General features: G+C 54.9%; 14 protein-coding genes. 9 read left to right on the forward strand and 5 right to left on the reverse strand.

What is annotated here, in order from left to right:
* Window positions 1-74: 74 nt before the first annotated feature.
* A complete protein-coding gene (locus QCD60_RS04055; protein WP_279782646.1) occupies window positions 75-5,207 on the reverse strand; it encodes an alpha-2-macroglobulin in 5,133 nt (1,710 codons plus the stop codon).
* A gap of 343 nt (window positions 5,208-5,550) precedes the next feature.
* On the opposite strand from QCD60_RS04055, the gene QCD60_RS04060 reads away from it, so the two are divergent.
* A complete protein-coding gene (locus QCD60_RS04060) occupies window positions 5,551-6,081 on the forward strand; it encodes an SRPBCC domain-containing protein (protein WP_279782649.1) in 531 nt (176 codons plus the stop codon).
* A gap of 53 nt (window positions 6,082-6,134) precedes the next feature.
* Here the strand turns inward: QCD60_RS04060 and QCD60_RS04065 are convergent, their stop codons facing one another.
* Window positions 6,135-7,058: a LysR family transcriptional regulator gene (locus tag QCD60_RS04065; RefSeq protein ID WP_279782651.1), complete on the reverse strand. Its 924-nt coding sequence runs from the start codon at window positions 7,056-7,058 to the stop codon at window positions 6,135-6,137.
* 497 nt (window positions 7,059-7,555) lie between these two features.
* Between QCD60_RS04065 and QCD60_RS04070 the strand changes: the two genes are divergently transcribed.
* The 4 genes from QCD60_RS04070 (at window position 7,556) to QCD60_RS04085 (ending at window position 10,714) form a co-directional block, all read left to right on the forward strand.
* Window positions 7,556-8,071 carry a hypothetical protein gene (locus QCD60_RS04070; RefSeq protein WP_279782653.1) on the forward strand — a complete coding sequence of 172 codons (516 nt, stop codon included), beginning with the start codon at window positions 7,556-7,558 and terminating at the stop codon, window positions 8,069-8,071.
* 210 nt (window positions 8,072-8,281) lie between these two features.
* Window positions 8,282-8,923, forward strand: coding sequence for a hypothetical protein (locus tag QCD60_RS04075; RefSeq protein WP_279782655.1), 642 nt, complete (start codon window positions 8,282-8,284; stop codon window positions 8,921-8,923).
* 83 nt (window positions 8,924-9,006) lie between these two features.
* Entirely contained in the window at window positions 9,007-10,176 is a 1,170-nt protein-coding gene (locus QCD60_RS04080; protein ID WP_279782657.1) for a DUF6602 domain-containing protein, read from the forward strand.
* 88 nt (window positions 10,177-10,264) lie between these two features.
* Window positions 10,265-10,714 carry a hypothetical protein gene (locus QCD60_RS04085; protein ID WP_279782659.1) on the forward strand — a complete coding sequence of 150 codons (450 nt, stop codon included), beginning with the start codon at window positions 10,265-10,267 and terminating at the stop codon, window positions 10,712-10,714.
* A gap of 796 nt (window positions 10,715-11,510) precedes the next feature.
* Here the strand turns inward: QCD60_RS04085 and QCD60_RS04090 are convergent.
* From QCD60_RS04090 to QCD60_RS04100, 3 genes are all read right to left on the reverse strand, one after another.
* Window positions 11,511-12,353, reverse strand: coding sequence for an amidohydrolase family protein (locus tag QCD60_RS04090; protein WP_279782661.1), 843 nt, complete (start codon window positions 12,351-12,353; stop codon window positions 11,511-11,513).
* Window positions 12,350-12,781, reverse strand: coding sequence for an RbsD/FucU domain-containing protein (locus QCD60_RS04095; RefSeq protein WP_279782663.1), 432 nt, complete (start codon window positions 12,779-12,781; stop codon window positions 12,350-12,352). The genes QCD60_RS04090 and QCD60_RS04095 overlap by 4 nt, the downstream gene beginning before the upstream one ends.
* A gap of 150 nt (window positions 12,782-12,931) precedes the next feature.
* On the reverse strand, window positions 12,932-13,633 hold the full coding sequence (locus QCD60_RS04100) for a GntR family transcriptional regulator (RefSeq protein WP_279782665.1): 702 nt from the start codon (window positions 13,631-13,633) through the stop codon (window positions 12,932-12,934).
* Between the two features lie 139 nt (window positions 13,634-13,772).
* Here QCD60_RS04100 and QCD60_RS04105 point away from each other — a divergent pair, with 139 nt between their 5' ends.
* From QCD60_RS04105 to QCD60_RS04120, 4 genes are all read left to right on the forward strand, one after another.
* Window positions 13,773-15,293, forward strand: a complete 1,521-nt coding sequence (locus QCD60_RS04105) for an altronate dehydratase family protein (RefSeq protein WP_279782667.1) — start codon at window positions 13,773-13,775, stop codon at window positions 15,291-15,293.
* Window positions 15,294-15,416: 123 nt separating this feature from the next.
* Window positions 15,417-16,166: an SDR family oxidoreductase gene (locus tag QCD60_RS04110; protein ID WP_279782669.1), complete on the forward strand. Its 750-nt coding sequence runs from the start codon at window positions 15,417-15,419 to the stop codon at window positions 16,164-16,166.
* A 278-nt stretch (window positions 16,167-16,444) separates the two neighbouring features.
* Window positions 16,445-17,968, forward strand: coding sequence for a sugar ABC transporter ATP-binding protein (locus tag QCD60_RS04115; protein ID WP_279782671.1), 1,524 nt, complete (start codon window positions 16,445-16,447; stop codon window positions 17,966-17,968).
* Entirely contained in the window at window positions 17,968-18,984 is a 1,017-nt protein-coding gene (locus QCD60_RS04120; RefSeq protein WP_279782673.1) for an ABC transporter permease, read from the forward strand. Before QCD60_RS04115 ends, QCD60_RS04120 begins: the two co-directional genes overlap by 1 nt.
* Window positions 18,985-19,049: the final 65 nt, after the last annotated feature.

Below are 19,049 nucleotides of genomic sequence, written 5' to 3' on the forward strand. Positions count from 1 at the left end.
CACCGCAGTGGCCGGATAAGAATCACCTTATCCGGCCATGCCAGCAGCGGACGGCTGAGACCGTATTACCAGTCTCAGCGCCCCCTGACGATCAGCTGCGGCTGCCTGCCGCCCTGATGACGCACCTGCGGGTCATACATGGCTTCGGCATAGGTCGGTGCCAGCCGGTAGGTACCGGGAGAGACTGCACGCGCCAGATAGTACAGCTGGGCACGGCGGGAACTCATCTCCACCGCAGCCACGTAGCGGTCATCACGATATTCCTGATGGCGAATATCCTGATACTGCATGACCTCGGAGATTTTACTGCCTTCCACCATGACATCCGCCAGAGCAACCGAGGTAGCCAGATTCTGGTTCTCCAGCTCCAGCCCTGCGGGCAGCAGGTCCACCACCATGACGTGATGGGTGGCCTCATCACTCTGCACATCAAGGCGTACCAGCACCATATCGCCGGTTTTCAGGGTAATGGTGCCATTGTCAGCGCCACCGGCCTGCTGCAGCGGTACGCCGTCAGCACTGAACAGACTGCGTTGCACCTGCAAGCCTTTATTGATGGCCTGAGGCAGCGTCTGCTCGTAGCCCAGCAGGGTGAGATTGAGATAAGCATCCGCACTGCCCTGATTCAGCACTTCCATACCCTGACCCACCAGTTCGGCATCAGCAGGCATCTGCACACTGGTCTGATCCAGTGATTCGCTGCTGTCGCCGTGGCTGAGCATCAGGCTCATGGCCTTGCCTTCGCTGTTCATTACCGCACTGCCAGCAAGGAACAGGGCGTTGCTTTCCTGCGTACTGAACCACTCACGCTGCTTCAGGCGGTGGGAGAGATCGAACAGCAGGGGTTGCCATTGCTCAGCAGGCTGCCCGGCCTCCACCAGCCAGTACAGGGCCAGCGCCCGGTCACGAATGGAGCTGCCGTAGTCGGCGTAATACTGATAGCCACGGCTTTCTTTGGGCTGACGGGCAAAGTCAGCCAGAGCCTGTTTGATGGCCTTCTGGCTGCGTGGGGCATCGCCGCTTTTGCCCAGCGCCAGCCCCAGTTGCAGCAGTGGCAGTGGCGCTGCGTTCTGACGCAGGTTGTCGTACAGATTGCGCAGCTCAGACAGCGGCGCCTGCCCGGTACGGGCCAGCACCTGCCCGGCATAAGCCTGCACCGCAAAGCGACTGCGATCCTGCTCATCCGTATAGTAGCTGCTGATCATATCGGGGCTGCGCACATAGTCATTGAGGCGACTGAGGGCGTCCTGCAGGTTTTTGGCCGGAATGGCAAAACCGGCTTCACGGGCGCGCAGCAGGAAGTCAGTGACATACACCGTCAGCCAGTATTCTTCCGGGCTGTCACTGTTCCACAGGCCAAACCCACCGCTGGACTGCTGCATGCCAAACAGCCGCTGAATGGCCATTTCCAGTGCCTGCTTACGGGTCTGGGCGTCATCCCCCACAATCCCCATGCGGGCCAGCAGATCGTCATTGATGTAGAGCTGCGGGAATACACCACTGGTGGTCTGCTCCAGACAGCCATAAGGGTAAGCCTTCAGTGCCTGCAGATACTCACTGATATTGAGCGGCGGCAGCGACGACAGGCTCAGCGACCCTTTGATACTGGAAGGAATCAGTGCCGCCGCAGCACTCTGTGGCAGCTGGAAAGCCTGCCCCGGATGTATGGCCTGCTGCCAGCTCAGGCGGGTCGGTGCCCAGGCAGGCCGCACACGCAATGATGTTTCGCGGACAAACTGATCTTTTGCGCCAGCGGGCAGATCATGCAGACCACTGATCGCTGCCCGGATGGGGATCAGACCAAACTCCTGCCCGGCCGTTACCGGAATATGCAGTGACACCTTCTGATTGACCGCCAGCTCAACCTGTTTCTGCCAGTGCTGCGGATCAGGCTGATCACTGAAGCTCAGGCCCTGCCCGGTGCTGACATCAATACTGGCTTTCTGAGTCACCCCACTGAGGTTATGCAGGTCGAGCACAATCTCGGCCTGATCACCGGAAGCCAGAAAACGCGGCTTGGTCAGCTGGGTCACCAGCGGTGCCGCTACCTGCATTTCCTGCTCGGCCGAACCATAGGCATCATCACCAAAGGCCACGGCCATCAAACGCACCCGGCCGTTGAAGTCTGGCAGGGTCAGTGGTACCTGCGCCTTACCCTCGGCATCCACGTCTACCAGCCCGGAGAACAGCGAAACAATCTGCACGTCCGAGGGGGGCTCGCTGCCACCACGATTGAGATCGCCATCACCGCCAAACTGCAGTTTGGCAAAGTCACCGTCCTCGCCCTCAATCAGATCGCCGTAGCTGTCGCGACTGTCGATGGCATAACGGCGCTGGGCAAAGAACCAGCCAAACGGATCGGGGGTTTTGAAGTCACTGATGTTCAGCACGCCCATATCCACCGCCGCCAGCGTCACCCGTGCGGTTTTCGGCAGGCTGCCGGTGCTGGTGAGGGTAATGGGGACGTTGACAATTGTTTCCGGCAGGGCTTTGTCTGGTGCCTGTAAACTGACCTGCAGATGGCGCTCTTCACGGTCCAGCGGCAGATACTGAATGCCCATCATCCGCCGTGGCAGTTTTTCCACCCGCTCACTGCCCGGCTGGACCAGCGTCATATTGATATACAGATCGTGATGCCCATCCCAGCCCGCATCGACCGGAATCTCCACCACGGCACCTTCGGCAGGCACCGTGACGGCCTGACGATACAACTGCTTATCGCTTTCGACCGTAACAAAGCCCTTACCGGCAGCAGGTGGCTGTACTTTGAGCCTGATCGTCTCACCTGCCCTGTAGGCCTTTTTATCCAGCGCCAGACCAATACGGTCAGGGCGCCCGGCCAGTGCGTTGTCATCCTGCATCCAGCCCGCAAGGAAACGATAGCTGCTGACCAGTTTAGTGGCAGGGTTAGTCACCTCCAGACGGTAGTAACCCCACTCCACCGGCATCGCAACGGTGGCCGTCTTGTCGGCTTCAATGCTGACCGTCTGACTGGTCACCGGGTACTGCCGCACGGTGAAGTTACTGCTCCAGCCATCGGCCTCGGAATAGGTCCAGTGGTAATTGCGCTCTTCGCGGATCAGCGTAGCGGTCAGGTTAGTGGCCGCCAGCTTCTTCTCGCCATCGGTCAGCACCAGATCAAAACGGGCATCGCTGTCACTGTCGCTTTCGTCATCTTTGAACTGCGGACGAATACCCACCAGCTGCGGCGCGGGCAGCACTTCACTGATAAAGCGGCGGGTCACCGGACGCCCGCCGGTATCCAGCAGGCTTTCATACAAGCGCAACTGCAGCGGACTGCCAAGGCGATCCCAGAACGGGCTGAGGTCCAGCGTCCCTTTACCCTGATCATCCAGCAGCACATCATCCAGATCTTCGCGGCGTTCGAAGAAGGTATCGTTGACATCACCGAAGTAAAAATCCTGCATGGCAGCAAAGGGATGCGGCGAGCGCCTGGCCACCAGCTGGCTCTGTACCCGGTTGCCATTGGCAGGTGCGCCATACAGATAGCGCCCATCGAGCTGCAGGCTGAAGGCTTCATGAGCCAGAATCTGCTGCGCGCCCTCCATCGCCAGTGTCATGCGTTCGGGCAGGAAGTCTTCGACTTTAAAGGTGTAGTCCTGACGGGAATGATCCGGCAGGGTCACGCTGACACTCCAGTCACCCGTGGGGGCATCTTTGGCAATGGCGAAGCTGGCTTCGTAATAATTGAGCACGCCCGGCTGCAGGCGCTCGGTGCGCACTACCCGGCCATCCGGCTGACGCAGCTCACTTTGCAGAACAACACCGGGCACCGCCTTGCCGTCACCGTCACGCAGCAGTGCACTGATCGGCACGGTTTCACCGGGGCGGTAGAGATCACGCGGACTGTAGAGGAATAACGACTGCGCCTGCTGCGGCCGCCCCTGAATATCAAACTCGGACAAATCGAGCGCCGGGCCATAGAGCTTGACCAGCGTGGTGTCGCCGTCTTTGTGTGCCAGCAGCAGACGCGCCTTGCCGGATTTAAGCTCGGTGGCAGGCACGCTGGCGATGCCGTCCTTATCCGCCTCGCCCGACCACAGGGTATTGCCTTCGCCATCCAGCATCTGCAGCTGCACCCCGGCCACCGGCTCGGCACTGGCCAGAGAGGCCACACTCACCGCCATGCTCTTGTCGTACAGGCGCAGATGCACCCCCAGATCGGTGACGGCAAACCAGGTCGAGGTGAACTTTTCACCGTAAAAACCGACTTCACGCAGGATCGCCAGATAGACGCCATTGCCCTGCAGCGCAGGTACATTACTGATGGGAATATAACGGGTGCCACGGGTATTGGCGGGCAGCTGCAGGTCATAACGGCCAGTGTAGGCGCGCGGGGTACGCTTCAGCACACTTTCCGCATCCCAGCCGTAGAGGCGGTTGCTGTTCCCGTACGACGACAGAAACCAGGGCAGATCGTTATCAGCCAGCCGGTAAAAATCCACTTCCACATCACTGACATTCACCGCCGTGATCGGCAGCCCTTTAGTCAGACGATGGGCGAGAAAGTTACCCTGACTGGCAAAGCTGAGGCTTTTCTGCAGCGCCGGTGTAGTGATGTCTGCCTGCATGGAGGCCACCACCCGGTCCGTGATTTTCAGACTGGCACCCAGTGCCGACGGCAGCCCTTCGTTAACGCGGATGTGATACTGGGTTTCGGGCTCCAGATAGGGGAAATACAGACGGGTACCGCTGTCATCAGCGATCCAGCCACCGTCCAGCGCTTTGCCATCGGCACGGCTAAGCGTCAGCCACTTGCTGAGATCCTGCGTCAGATCAGCCGGTGCAGACAGAATCACTGACGCCGCCAGACTGCCCTTGTAGCTGCCCTGCCCCATATCCAGCACCTTGAAGGGCACATCGGCGTATTTCTTTTTCACCGCTGCCATATCCAGCACGGGCTGTTGCAGCGTCTTGCCCTGCCCGGCCTCTCCTTCTGCCACGGCAGGCTGCGCCTGACTGGCGGGCACCTCTGCTGATGCCGGGGAAGAAGCCGCGGAGGAGGCGGTATCGGTTGAATTAGCGGTGACTTCGGCAGCGGCCGGAGCCGTCGTTGCAGTCTGGCTGGTGGTTTGACTCTGTGCCGCATCATTAGCGGCTTTAGCAGCGTCATCCTGGTCATTACAACCACTGAGCCAGGTCGTCAGAAAAAGCAGGAATACGAGGGAATAAGCACGGGCTGCCATGAGGAGGGGTCCTGTATCACGTCCTGTGGTAAGCATAGCCAACTTTAAGGCCAGCGCATCTTACTATGCATCCAAACGTAACAGTAGGTTAATTTCTGGTGATGTTCTGCATCCCGACCTGCCCGCCTCCTGACAGTTCTGAGACCTGCTGACCACTGTTAACAGCTCTCAGATATAACGATACGTGATGATTAAAATAAAATTACAGGATTAGATTTATTACTCGCCCCTCTTCACCATAACGCCATTCCGACAAGCCTGTGCCTTGTCCGGTAACGCTGCCCCATCCACCTCAACGGTCATGGGTCAGCCAGCCTCCTCACCCTGTTACGGAACACTCATCATGAAAATGAATGCCATCATCTGGCCTGAAGGCTATGTGCCCGGCTATACCGAAAACTACGTATCCAATGAAGTGATTGTCGCGGGCCTGAGTGCCGCAGATATCTGGCCCCTGCTCGCAACTCCCTCGGAGTGGCCCGGCTATTACACCAACTCAGCCAATGTGCGCTTTTATGATGAGCAGGGCCCGGTGCTGACCTGTGATGACCGCTTCTACTTTGAGACCTTCGGCTTTCCGGTGGAAGCGCGGTGCAATGAGTTCGTTGCTCCCACCGCAGACCAGCCCGGACGGGTTGCCTGGCACGGCTGGGCAGGCGAAGAAGGCAGCGAATCCCGGCTGGACGTGCACCATGCCTGGCTGGTGGAAAATCTGGAAGGCGGTCGAGTACGCATCCTGACGCAGGAAACGCAGAAAGGTAAGCCTGCTGCAGAGCTACATGTGGCTAAACCCAACCCGATGATCAATGGTCATCAGGACTGGCTGGACGGTCTGGTGAGCGCCGCTCGTGCCCGCAAGGCTCAGGCACAATAATGACGGTGGCCATCGACATGATGATGTCGATGGCCTTGGGCTTTCCGCAGACATTACTCTTCCGCCGCGCCTTTGGAGCTGTCGTACTGCCGGAACAGCAACTCCCGCAACCAGCGATGGGCAGTATCCCGATGCCTGCGCTCATGCCATACCGCAATCTTGGTAAAGCCCGGCACCTCCAGCGGTGGCGGGAACACCTCCAGCCCCTCTGCCCCCTGCACCAGCCGACTCGGCAGAATGGCGATCATATCGCTGGCACGCAGAATATCGGGCAAGACCAGAAAGCTTTTCACCGACAGCGTGACCTGACGCTGCTTGCCAAGCGCCTGCAATGCCTCATCCGTGACGCCATGAAAGCTCCCGCCGCTGTACGACACCAGCGCATGATCCAGTGCACAGAACTGATCCACAGTCAGCGGCGTACCCTGCTGCATAACCGGATGCCCGGCACGCAGCACACAGACATAGTGCTCATCAAACAGCGTGCGGCAGTGTAAATCTGGCGGCGCCGACTCTGGCGTAATCAGCGCCAGATCAATGTCACCGCGCTCCAGCTGGGCTTGCACCTGCTGGTCATCGACCGGCACCAGCGCAATTCTGATCTGCGGCGCATGACGTTTGAGTGCAGACAGAAAGGGCGCGGCAATGGTGCTTAGGGCATAGTCTGTCGCGGCCAGCGTAAAGGCCAGCTGCGAGGTCGAGGGGTCAAAATGCAATGGCTGGATCAGCACGCCAATATCACTGATAACCTGCTTTAACGGTGCGGCCAGCTCCAGCGCACGCGGGGTCGGCACAATCCCGCGCTGGGCACGCACAAACAAAGGGTCACCGAAATAGCCCCGCAGCCGCGTCAACATGCCACTCATGGCAGGCTGAGTAATCCCCAGCCGCGTGGCGGCACGTGTCACGTTGCACTCATCAAGGAGCGCATCCAGGGCTTTGAGCAGATTCAGATCCAGCCCTTTGATCTCTTTCATGGTTCCCTCTCAAAGCAATACCGGTCGCAGCTTATATGGAGACAACTCTGCCGATTGCCACCACAGCCAGTGCCTGGCTCAGGATGCGCGGTGCCTAGCCAGAACAGCTCATCAGGTTACGTTAAACAAAGATATTGCTTATTACAGAACTGGCTAAGAAATTCCATCTAGTACCGATAGACATCAAGGGTTCGCTTACCGTCACGATGTACCATCATGTCGTTCTGGGCAGAGATGAGAAAGGGAGACATCATCATTTTGAGTACTTCATCCTTGAAAAATCGGGAATAAGGTATACCTTTTGGGTAGTCTGATGATGATTGAAATACCTTTTAATGATTCAACTGCGCATTGACTAATTTATTTTTCTATTAAAATCAAAGTTTTACGTGACAGCTGTTTAAGATAAAGTTTGTTAAAAGGTATACCTTTTAATAATTGTTATGAGGTCGAAGACCTCATTAACACACGGTTAGGTATTTAAAGGATTTTTAAGAATGTCTACTGGAACTAAAATACATCTCGGAACTATAAGTATGGGCATTCCTCTAATTTACAGAGATGTAGTCTCAAAAATATTTTCATATCATCTGGCCACAGAGGCAACACTTGCAAAATATATTGAAAAACACTCGCTCAAACCGAAGAAAAATCAATTTTCATCTCGTTTAATATCGGTTGAGGAAAGAGGTGAGTTTAGTGACTGGGTTATAGAGGCTTGTAGGAAGTTAAATAGAGTTAGAAATAAATGCGTTCATATTGAATCTGCTGAGTATCAAAATATTAATATAAGAATTGCGGCGTTAGTAGAGGAATTAGTTCTCCATGTAAGTCAGTATAATGTTCGCCACGAAAAGCATAAAATGTCGAATTTTGACTGGGCATGTACGCTAATATATCAGCGCCTTTATGAACTATTAGAACTAGAATATGACCCGCTAATACTTGGAGAGATTGGTTCTAAGCCAAAATTGCCAAGCTCTCTGGCAGTACATTTTTTGCCTCTATCATAATGAACATTTGACATCCCAAGAACAGCATATGAGTAGAGCAGGCATACCTAACAAAGTGCTTCAACATCGCGCACTTCGTGCGCTGGACAGTTTGTAAGTCGCAGCTTTGTGGTTTTGCTACGCAAAAGTAACCCACAAAGCCACAACTTACAAACTGCCGTTGAGCACGGCGTTAGGCTTCACAGTAGTTAGTTAATTTATGAGAACACTATGTCAATAAATAACATTCCCAACATTTTATTTATTTCCTCGTCACATCGGTGTCATCCCTACATTTTGGATTTTGTAGTGGCAGCTTCTTCGATTGGAAGTTATTTTAAAATTTACCATGGAGAGCAAGTAACATCGTTTGCTCCACATCTAAGTAATGGGAAGCCGATGTATCCAACTGCGTCCTTCGAAGGGAAAGCGAGTGGGAAAAGTGTTGAGTTTGTGCCAGATGACTTATTGCGTGCCGTATTTCTACACAATGATAGAAGTCAACCGATTCCTTACATTATTCAACCTGCCTTTACTCAAATTTCTGGCGCAGCCACCGATGCAATGGCTGAAACATTAGAAGGCCTTGCCCAGGCAATGTTCACTGGTTTCTGGGAGAATAACCTAGCTGCTATAGAAATGGCTCATGGGAAAAGGAAGAATGAAAATTGGCCTGCAGTTCTAAAATTTGCAGCTGTAATTCGCGATACCATGAGTCATGGAGGAGTATTGAACATGTATTCTTCGGTTCCACCTGTCTCACATTTCAATTTGACCTATGAAAAAACGAATAATGGAAGAAAGATTATCCACAATGATCTTACATGTGCAGATATATTTTTTTTAATGTTGGCTGTAAATGCTGAGTTTTAATTGAAATGCCTAACAAGTCGTTGCAGCACCGCTCCGGCACTTCGTACCTGCGCTGGACTCGGCGTTAAGCCTCAGAGATAGATATGGATATACGAAAAATATTTGAAGCGATAAGTTTAGAATTATCGGCAAAATTCCAGAAAACCATTCAAATAAAGCACAATGGCGGAAAGGGAGATAATAGAGAGGATGCTTTTGTAGACTTTCTTCAAGAGTACTTGCCAAATAAATATGGCATAGGTCGGGGGGAGGTTATTTCACCTGAAAATGAAATTAGCGGTGAACTAGATATTGTGATCTTCGATAAAGATCATTGCCCTCTTTTTTTAAAATCTGATTCTCACTCACTATACCCAAGAGAAAGCGTTTTTGGTGCCATTAGCATGAAGTCGCATCTTGATAGTACCGAACTAAAGGATGCGTATCAGAATATTGCTAGCTTGAAAAAAATAATGCCCACACAGGGTTTTACTAACTCATCCATACCGGGAATGAATACAGGATTGAGTCCTGTGGTTCCTGTAACTGCAATATTTGCTTACGCAGCAAATAGAAGTCTTGATGCTATAGCAAAGCAAGTTAAAGAATTAGATAGAGAGCTTGATGACATTAAGCTAAGGCCGGATTTTGTTGTTGTACTCGGGCTCGGTATTATTGGCCCTAATGGTCGGATAAGAAACAACTTCAACATATACAATCTGCCAAAAGAATCTAATGATCTGGCATTATTAAGAGAAACTGGTAGACACACTCTCCTTCGATTTTATATGCAACTGCTTGATGAGTTGAATTCAATAACGCAACCCAATCTTAACCTTCATTCTTATTTTGATATGCCGTCTAGAGTTGGAAAGTTCAAAGTAAGGAAGCATGATAAGCTAATGTTTCAATTTGATGGAGAAGATGAAAGAACGGTTAAGCGGCTGACACTTTCAGCCATTGATAGAATTGTTGAAAAATCAAAAATGGTCACGTTGGAGCAGCACTTTATAAACCACTTGGGTAACCTTCCATTAGGTGCTGAGAAAATATACGACCTATCTACTTGTGTGTATGAATACAACCCAATGAACAAACCATCCATAAAAATCCAATGGAATGAAAAAGGGCATCCGGTTGGTGATGTAAATACCTTTCAACCGCTTTGGATTGAGATAGATGGAAAGCAATATGCTATTGATGCAGGTAGTGTCAATAAGGACGATCTTGAAGATAATCCTGACTTTACAGTTACCGAGCTACTGTCGCAGTGAGGCTTAATAAACGTAATCAGCCGGAAAGTTTACTCGCTGCGCTCCTAAATTTCCGCTGTTACGGGCGTTACGGCCCAAAGGGAGAGTCATGAAGAAATTTCTAGCATCGTTGTTTGGTATTGCCTCAGTTACTGCTAGTGCGGCAGGAATGCAAGTAATTACAGTTGATGAACAGCATATCCAAATGGGGCTGGCCGAAGGTCAAGTGGGAGAATACTACGCAATAAAACCAGCTATCGAAATTGAGCTAGATGCTTCAGGCTATAAATTTCCGGCTATCCCTGGGCAAGAATCAAATGAACCAAACGCGATTCAACTCATAATCGATAATGAGCATCAATTTACAGCGTATTGGGATCCCGGTGTAACGAAGTACACACTTAATAAAGCTACTTTGGTACCACGATATAAGGACTTTAATGGTTTCAACTCAGGCGACCAATTTGTAATTGCCATTGGCGCTTTAGTAATTGATCACGAAAAAAAAGCACAAGCATTTAAAGTGCAATGGGTAGGTATGGGCAAAGTCCAGCCATAACAAGCGGCTGCACCGGGCAAATTTTCGCTGTCACCTTTTCTGCGTGGCAAAAAAATCCAACATCAAAAATTTGCTTAATGAGCAGAGCACTATACATGAGAGATAAAAATGACTAGCTCCGAATCCATTTATAATTTTCTTAACAATCCAATCAGAGTAATAAAGGGTTTTAACCTATTCGTGATTTTAATTTCTACCCCAATATTACTATTTACGGTGCTGGGATATTATTTCTCATGGCATGCAATATCATCATCTGCGATGCCATTCATAACAACTTTTTTAATCTTATGGCTTGGTCTACTAGCCGCTGGTTACTTTGGATGTAAAACCTGGAAAGTTTACGGGCGAGTGGCGTCTTTTCTTGCTTGGTTTCCAATGCTATTTATGTTTCCAATTGGCACTTTGGCTGCAGCATGGATTATCTACTCCATTTTTAGAAGACCCGTTAATGATTAGCCTTTGAGTAATTTATTAAATTTACTAAGGCAACAGTTCGGGCTGGACGCGCTAACGCACGCCGCTGCTTTGAGCATTGAACAGCTACTATTGTCACCACCACCAATCTGAAGGAAAGATACCGCGAATCACAATGATCAGTAGAAAAGAGGGCGATGAACCTTACTCAACCTTTGGACCATATAAATCCCAGTCCATAGATGACTGCATCGCCACTTTGCCCTCCTTCGATCAACAGGTAGCACAAGGCTTCTAGCTTGGCCTCCCGATCTTCCAGCAGCCCCTGCAATTCCCCCTATTAGTCTGCCTGCTCTATCTCAAGCGCCAGCAGAAACACTTACCCACCGCCCACCCCATACACTCTCGCTGCATTCAGCCCAAATATCCCGTCGGTGTCTTCCACCCCTTCCAACAGTTGTTCACTGGCTTGCCGCCACTGCGCATAATCAGCCGCCAGCAGGCAGACCGGCCAGTCACTGCCCCAGAGCAGGCGTTCACTGCCGAAGGTCTGCAATAGGTGATCCACATAGGGCTGCAGGTCAGCTACCGACCAGCGCTCCCCCGCCTCGGTCACCAGCCCGGAGAGCTTGCAGCAAGCCTGTGTCTCTGCCGCCAGCTGTGCCATCTGCTCTGCCCACGGCTGAAAGGCCGCATCACGTATCTGCGGTTTGGCAGCATGATCTATCACCACCCGCAGTTCAGGATAACGCCGCAACAGCTGCAGCAGACTGGGCAGGTGCCGCGGCGTTACCAGCGCATCAAACACCAGCCCCGCCTCTGTCATCGCCTCATAAGCCGGATGCAGCTCGGCACGTAACATCCAGTCAGTGTCGGCGATGTCCTGCAGCATGGGCCGTAACCCAACCAGCTTGGGGTGCCGGGCCAGCCGCTGAATATCGGCTACCGCGCCGGGGCTGGCAAAATCCACCCAGCCGACCACACCGGCAATCTGCGTATGTTGCTCCGCCAGCCTCAGCAGATACTCCGTTTCAGCCAGCGTCGGTGCCGCCTGCACCAGTATGGTGGCGTCAATCTGCTGCTGCGCCAGCAGTGGCAGCAAATCCTCGGGCACATAATCGCGGTAGAGCACCTCCAGCTCAGGGGTCAGCCAGCCATAGTCGCCCCGCCCGATCTGCCAGAAATGCTGATGCGCATCGACTCGGATAGCCCCGCCCTTCATGGCCTGATCACTCCCTTTTTCAGAATGATGTTGCCATACAGCCGCTGCTCGCCCGTCTGCACGATCACGAACGCATTCCGCGCCTGCTGGTAGAAGGCAAAACGCTCCAGGCTGCCAAGACGCACGGGGTGATCAGCCACCTCATTGACGATGCGCTGGAACTCATGCACCACGTCAGGCACGGCGCTGGCATCCCCCACCACCTGCATAGTGAGTACCGGCTCAGTGACAAAGGTATCCAGTGGCAGTAACTGCAGGATAGCGGCCAGTGCCTCGGTAGCCGAGACACCGTCGAGGCGGATGACCTGCCGCGCCGTACTCTGTGCCGGGAAGTTCGCATCAGCGATCACAAGGTCATCACCGTGCCCCATGGCACGCAGGGCATACAACAGCTCGGGGGAAAGCAGCGCAGGAATATTGCGAAGCATCAGTCAGCGACCTCTTGTTCTTATTGATGGTTGTTATTGATGACAGTTATTGATGACAGTTATTGATGACAGTTATTGATGGCAGTTATCGTGTCCGTTATTGCGGTGACTGCGGAATTCGCTGCCACCGCACATGCCGGTCAGTACCGATCAGCGTGAACGAAAATACTCAGCGTGCTCTTTCTCCAGCGGCAGCAGGCGTGGAATGAGCATACGCAGGTGGGCTTTCATTGCCGTCTGCGCGGCGGCCGGGTCCTGATCACGGATGGCATCAAGAATGGCGCGATGCTCCCTGATGGTTTCCGCCGGGCGCCCCTCCTCCGGTAACAACAGCATGCGCACCCGCTTCAGTTGCAGCGACACCGTCGCCGCCACTGACGACACACCGGGAAAGCCGGTGAACTCCATGATCAGGCCGTGAAACTCCTCATCGGCCTTATAGAATTCGGCGTAGTCACGGTCTTCCACCAGCATTTCCTGCAGGCGCACATTGCGGGTCAGCTTGGCCAGCTGCTCGTCACTGCGCTGCACCGCCACCCTCTCCACGGCCGCACACTCCAGCGCTTCACGCAGAAAGCTGGCCTCGCGAATCTCATCCATGGAAAAGCAGGACACCCGTGTCGCCGACTGCGGAATCACGTCCACCAGCCCTTCTGCTGCCAGCCGGGCAATGGCTTCGGCCACCGGCGAGCGTGACACCCCCAGCTGCTCACAGATGACATTTTTTTTCAGTACCGAACCAGGCGGATAGACCATAGACAGAATGGCCTCCCGCAGCGACTGATATACCCGCTGCGCCAGAGAGCCGCTGAGGCTTTCGATATCCGTCAGCATCTTGATGTCTTCACTCATCGTCCTTCACTCACACTTTCCACTGCCTCAATCTGCAGCAGATGCCAACTAACATGTTAGTTGACGACTAATTCAACAGGTGCTAGCTTGCACCATATTCCAGCGAACAACAATTATAAAATCACCTTGGAGACACCGGATGAGCGACCACCCTCTCACCATTCGTCTGCACCCTCATGACAATATCGTCGTTGCACTTGCCGATATTCCCGAAGGACAGCTACTGACCGGCATCGGCACCACGTCCGACTATATTGTCCGCGGCCACAAGATTGCCGCCCGGCACATCCCGGCGGGCGCCAATGTGATTCGCTACGGCCAGATTATCGGCCAGGCCCGGCAGGATATCGCGGCGGGCGCTCATGTCCATGTCCATAACCTTGGCATGAGTGAACACTCCCACGACTATGGTTTCTCCAGCGCCTGCGAAGCGCTGCCAGTGGCGACCGAACAGCGTACCTTTCAGGGTTATCGCCGCGCCGATGGCCGCGCAGGCACCCGCAATTATCTGGGCATTCTGACCTCGGTAAACTGCGCAGGCTCGGTAGCCCGCTTTATTGCCGAAGCAGCAGAAAAGTCTGGCCTGCTCAATGACTACCCCCATATCGATGGCATCGTGCCTATTGTCCACAGCACCGGCTGCGGCATGTCCGGCAAGGACGAAGGCTACCAGACGCTGTTCCGTACTCTGGCCGGCTATGCTCAGCATCCGAATTTCGGCGGCATTTTGCTGGTCGGGCTGGGCTGTGAGGTGATGCAGATTGATGCACTGGTCGGTGGCCAGCCCATTCGTGCCGATGGTGTGCTGCGTTATATGACGATTCAGGCGGAAGGGGGCACCCGCAAAACCATCGAGCGTGGCCTTGCGGAACTGAAAGGCATCGCCGAGCTGGCTAATCGTGCCGGACGCGAGCCTATTCCGGTGGCGGAAATCATGGTGGGCATGCAGTGTGGTGGCTCTGATGGCTATTCCGGTATCACTGCCAATCCGGCACTGGGCTATGCGTCCGACCTGCTGGTCCGTCATGGCGGCACCACCATTCTTTCGGAAACCTCGGAAATCTACGGTGCCGAGCACCTGCTGACACGCCGTGCCATCTCTCGCGAAGTCGGCGAAAAGCTGATTGCCCGCGTGCACTGGTGGGAAGACTACTGTGCCCGCAATGGCGGTGAGCTGGACAACAATCCCAGCCCCGGCAACAAGCGAGGCGGCCTGACCACCATTCTGGAAAAATCACTCGGTGCCGTTGCCAAAAGTGGCAGTGCCCCGCTGACCGACGTGTATCTGTTCGGTGAGAAGATCGACAAACACGGCTTTGTCTTTATGGACAGCCCCGGCTTCGACCCCTGCTCCGTCACCGGACAGGTGGCCTCTGGTGCCAACCTGATCATCTTCACCACAGGTCGTGGCTCGGTCTCCGGCTTTAAACCCACTCCCTGCATCAAAATCGCCACCAATAGCGAAATGTATCAGCGCATGGCCGATGACATGGACCTGAACTGCGGCGACATCATCAATGAGGGCGTCAGCATCGAGGCCAAAGGACACGAGCTGTTTGAACTGCTGATCCGGGTGGCCTCCGGCGAACAGACCAAGAGCGAGGCACTGGGCTTTGGTGGCGCCGAGTTCGTGCCCTGGCAGATAGGCGCCGTGATGTAAGGGGGAGTTCATCACACCTTCTTCACAGACAGGATCACCGTTCAGCAACGACACACAGCACAGCAACATTTCACAGCACAGCAACAGGACTCACCCATAACAATAAGGTCGGGAGTACATGACATGCGGCTTGAAGGTAAAACCATTCTGATCACCGCGGCAGGCCAGGGTATCGGCCGGGCCAGCGCGCTGGCCTGTGCCCGCGAAGGCGCTACGGTGATCGCCACCGATATCAACAGCGACACGCTGGCCAGTCTGGCCCAGCAGTCACCGCGCATCAGCGTGCATACCCTCAATGTCACCGACCCGGCGGCCATCACCGCACTGGCGGCCAGCCTGCCGGATCTCGACGGCCTGTTTAACTGCGCCGGTTTTGTCCATCACGGCTCCCTGCTGGAGCTGTCCGATGAAGACTGGCAGTTCAGCCTGGATCTGAATGTCACCTCTATGGTGCGCATGAGCCGGGCACTGCTGCCCGGTATGTTGCGTCAGGCTGAACGTCAGGGTTCAGCGGCCATTCTCAACATGGCGTCGATGGCATCCTCGATCAAAGGTTTTCCGGTGCGCACCGCCTACGGTGCCACCAAAGCAGCCGTCATCGGTCTGACTAAGGCCATTGCCGCCGACTTTGTGAAGCAGGGTATACGTTGCAATGCGCTGTGCCCCGGCACGGTGGATACCCCTTCCCTGCGTGGCCGCATTGCCGCAGCAGCCGATCCGGTACAGGCAGAGAAAGACTTTATTGCCCGCCAGCCCATGGGGCGCCTCGCTCAGGTCGATGACATCACCCCACTGGTGGTGTATCTGCTGAGTGATGAAAGTCGTTTCGTCAGCGGCCAGGCCATGCTGGTCGATGGCGGGGTCACCATCTGACAGGTCGTTGAACATCTATCTGCGTTGCCGAATACCGCGTCAAAAACAGGCTCACAGCCGAAGGCTGAACGTGCTTTTGTACGGCCCCGAAGGGGCGAGCAAAGCGAGTTAAATGCTCATTGAGTTCACTGAACTCCGCTTGTTCGCCTGTTTCTTGTGCCCTCGGGTATTTCCTTGTCTCGGCGTCGCGATAACGTTTTCAACAGCCTGCTGACGGTTTCACATTCTGAACACCGCGATCAGTAACACGTCCGTCACAGGACGTTGGGGGTAACCAGGTGACCTTACTTGTTGAAATGAAAGGCATCGAGAAACGCTTCCCCGGAGTACATGCCCTCAAAGGCATCCACTTCGATCTGCATGAGGGTGAAGTGCACGCCCTGATGGGCGAAAACGGTGCGGGTAAATCCACGCTTATGAAAGTGCTATCGGGCATCTATCAGCCCGATGGCGGCGAATTTCGCCTGCGCGGCGAAGCGGTGCAGCTGCTGGGCCCGCGTGCAGCACAGGCACAGGGCATCGGCATCATTCATCAGGAGCTGAGCCTGATGAATGACCTGACCGTGGCCCAGAACGTCTTTATCGGTCGCGAACCCCGGCGCTCCTTTGGCCGTCTGGACGATGCTCAGCTCAACCGCCAGACCGCCGACATCTTTGCCCGTATGAACCTGCAGCTCGACCCCGAAGCCATCGTCGGTGAGCTGACCATTGCCAAACAGCAGATGATTGAAATAGCCAAGGCGCTGTCGTTCCGCTCGCGCATTCTGATCATGGATGAGCCTACCGCTGCACTGAACGATGCCGAAGTACGCGAGCTGTTCACCATCATCCGCCAGCTGCGTTCTGAGGGCGTCGGTATTGTCTATATCAGCCACAAGATGGATGAGATCAAACAGATCGCTGACCGCGTCACCGTGATGCGCGACGGCGAGTACGTCGCCACAGTGCAGGCGGCGGATACACCACTCAGTCAGATCATCGCAATGATGGTGGGCCGCGACGTCAAACAGCAGGTGGCGAGTATTCCGGCACAGCAGCACGCCGAGGTGGTACTCGAAGTCAGCGGACTGCAACGCGGCCGGGAGATTCGCGATGTCAGCTTCTGCGTGCGCAAGGGCGAGATTCTGGGCTTTGCCGGTTTGATGGGGGCAGGCCGTACCGAAGTGGCCCGAGCCATCTTTGGCGCCGACCCGCTGCAGGCAGGTGAAATCAAAGTCCACGGCCAGCCCTGCCAGATTCGCTCACCCCATGACGCCGTGCGGGCAGGTATCGGTTATCTGTCGGAAGACCGCAAGCGCTTTGGCCTCGCCACCGGCATGGATGTGCGGGCCAATATTGCCATGACCAGCATCGACAGGTTTGCCAGTCGCATCGGCACGCTCGATGAACATGGCATGCAGCGTACCGCCCAGAACTACATCCAGCAGCTGGGTATCCGCACCCCTTCCGATGAGCAGCAGGTGGCCCTGCTGTCAGGCGGCAACCAGCAGAAAGTGGTGATCGCCAAGTGGTTACTGCGTGACTGTGATGTGCTGATTTTCGATGAGCCGACACGAGGCATCGACGTCGGCGCCAAAGCCGAAATCTATACGTTGCTGGAAGCACTGGCGGCACAGGGGCGGGCGGTCATCGTCATCTCTTCGGAACTGCCCGAGGTCATGCGCCTGAGCCATCGCATTGCGGTCATGTGTGAGGGCCGGCTGACCGGCATTCTGCCGGGCGGCAACAACACCACACAGGAACAGATCATGGCGCTGGCGACCCAGCGTGAAACCGTTTCCCATCAGGCAGGAGCACAATAATGACAACAACCGTGCACACCCCCAAAAGCGCTGCGACTCCCGGGCTGATCAGCCGTCTGCTTAACAGCGGTACCCACCAGCGGCTGCTGGCGTTTACCAGTCTGATCATTCTGCTGGTCGTGTTTTCGCTGGCCTCTCCGCACTTTATGCAGACCTCCAACATCATCGCCATCCTGCAGGCCACTTCCGTCAACGGTGTGCTGGCGGTGGCCGCCACCCTGGTGATTATTACCGGCGGCATTGATCTGTCGGTCGGCACCCTGATGACCTTCACCGCAGTGATCGCCGGAGTGGTACTGACCTTTGCCGGCATGCCGCTGCCACTGGGTATACTCGCCGCCATTGCCGCCGGGGTGTTCTGCGGTTTCTGCTCCGGCAGCTTTATCGCCAAGATGAAGATTCCGCCCTTTATCGCCACCCTCGGCATGATGCTGATTCTCAAGGGACTGTCGCTGGTGATTTCCGGCACCCGCCCGATTTACTTCAACAACACACCGGGGTTTGACCAGATTTCACGGGGCTCGCTGATCGGTGATCTGCTGCCCGCCCTGCCGATCCCTAACGGCGTGCTGATTCTGTTTCTGGTGGCTCTCGCGGCATCCTACGTCCTGCGTCGCACGGTGCTCGGCCGCTATACCTTTGCCCTCGGCTCCAACGAAGAGGCGGTCAGACTCTCAGGCGTCAATACTGACCGCTGGAAGATCGCCGTCTACGCACTGGCCGGAGGCATCTGTGGCATCGCCGGGATACTGATTGCCTCTCGTCTGAACTCCGCTCAGCCCGCCCTCGGCATGGGTTATGAACTGGAAGCCATCGCCGCCGTGGTGATCGGCGGCACCTCCCTGTCCGGCGGTAAGGGCACCATTCTCGGCACGCTGATTGGCGCCCTGATCATGGCCGTCCTGACCAACGGCCTGCGGGTACTGTCCGTGGCGCAGGAATGGCAGACGGTTGTAACCGGCGCCATCATCATTCTGGCGGTCTACGCCGACATGGCACGCAGAAAGAAAAGTTAACGGTGATCCATCCGGGCGTTGCGGCTGGCTGGCGATTTCTGATCGCCATCCCGCTCAGCGTCTTA

The organism is Pokkaliibacter sp. MBI-7, from assembly GCF_029846635.1.
GTDB lineage: Bacteria > Pseudomonadota > Gammaproteobacteria > Pseudomonadales > Balneatricaceae > Pokkaliibacter.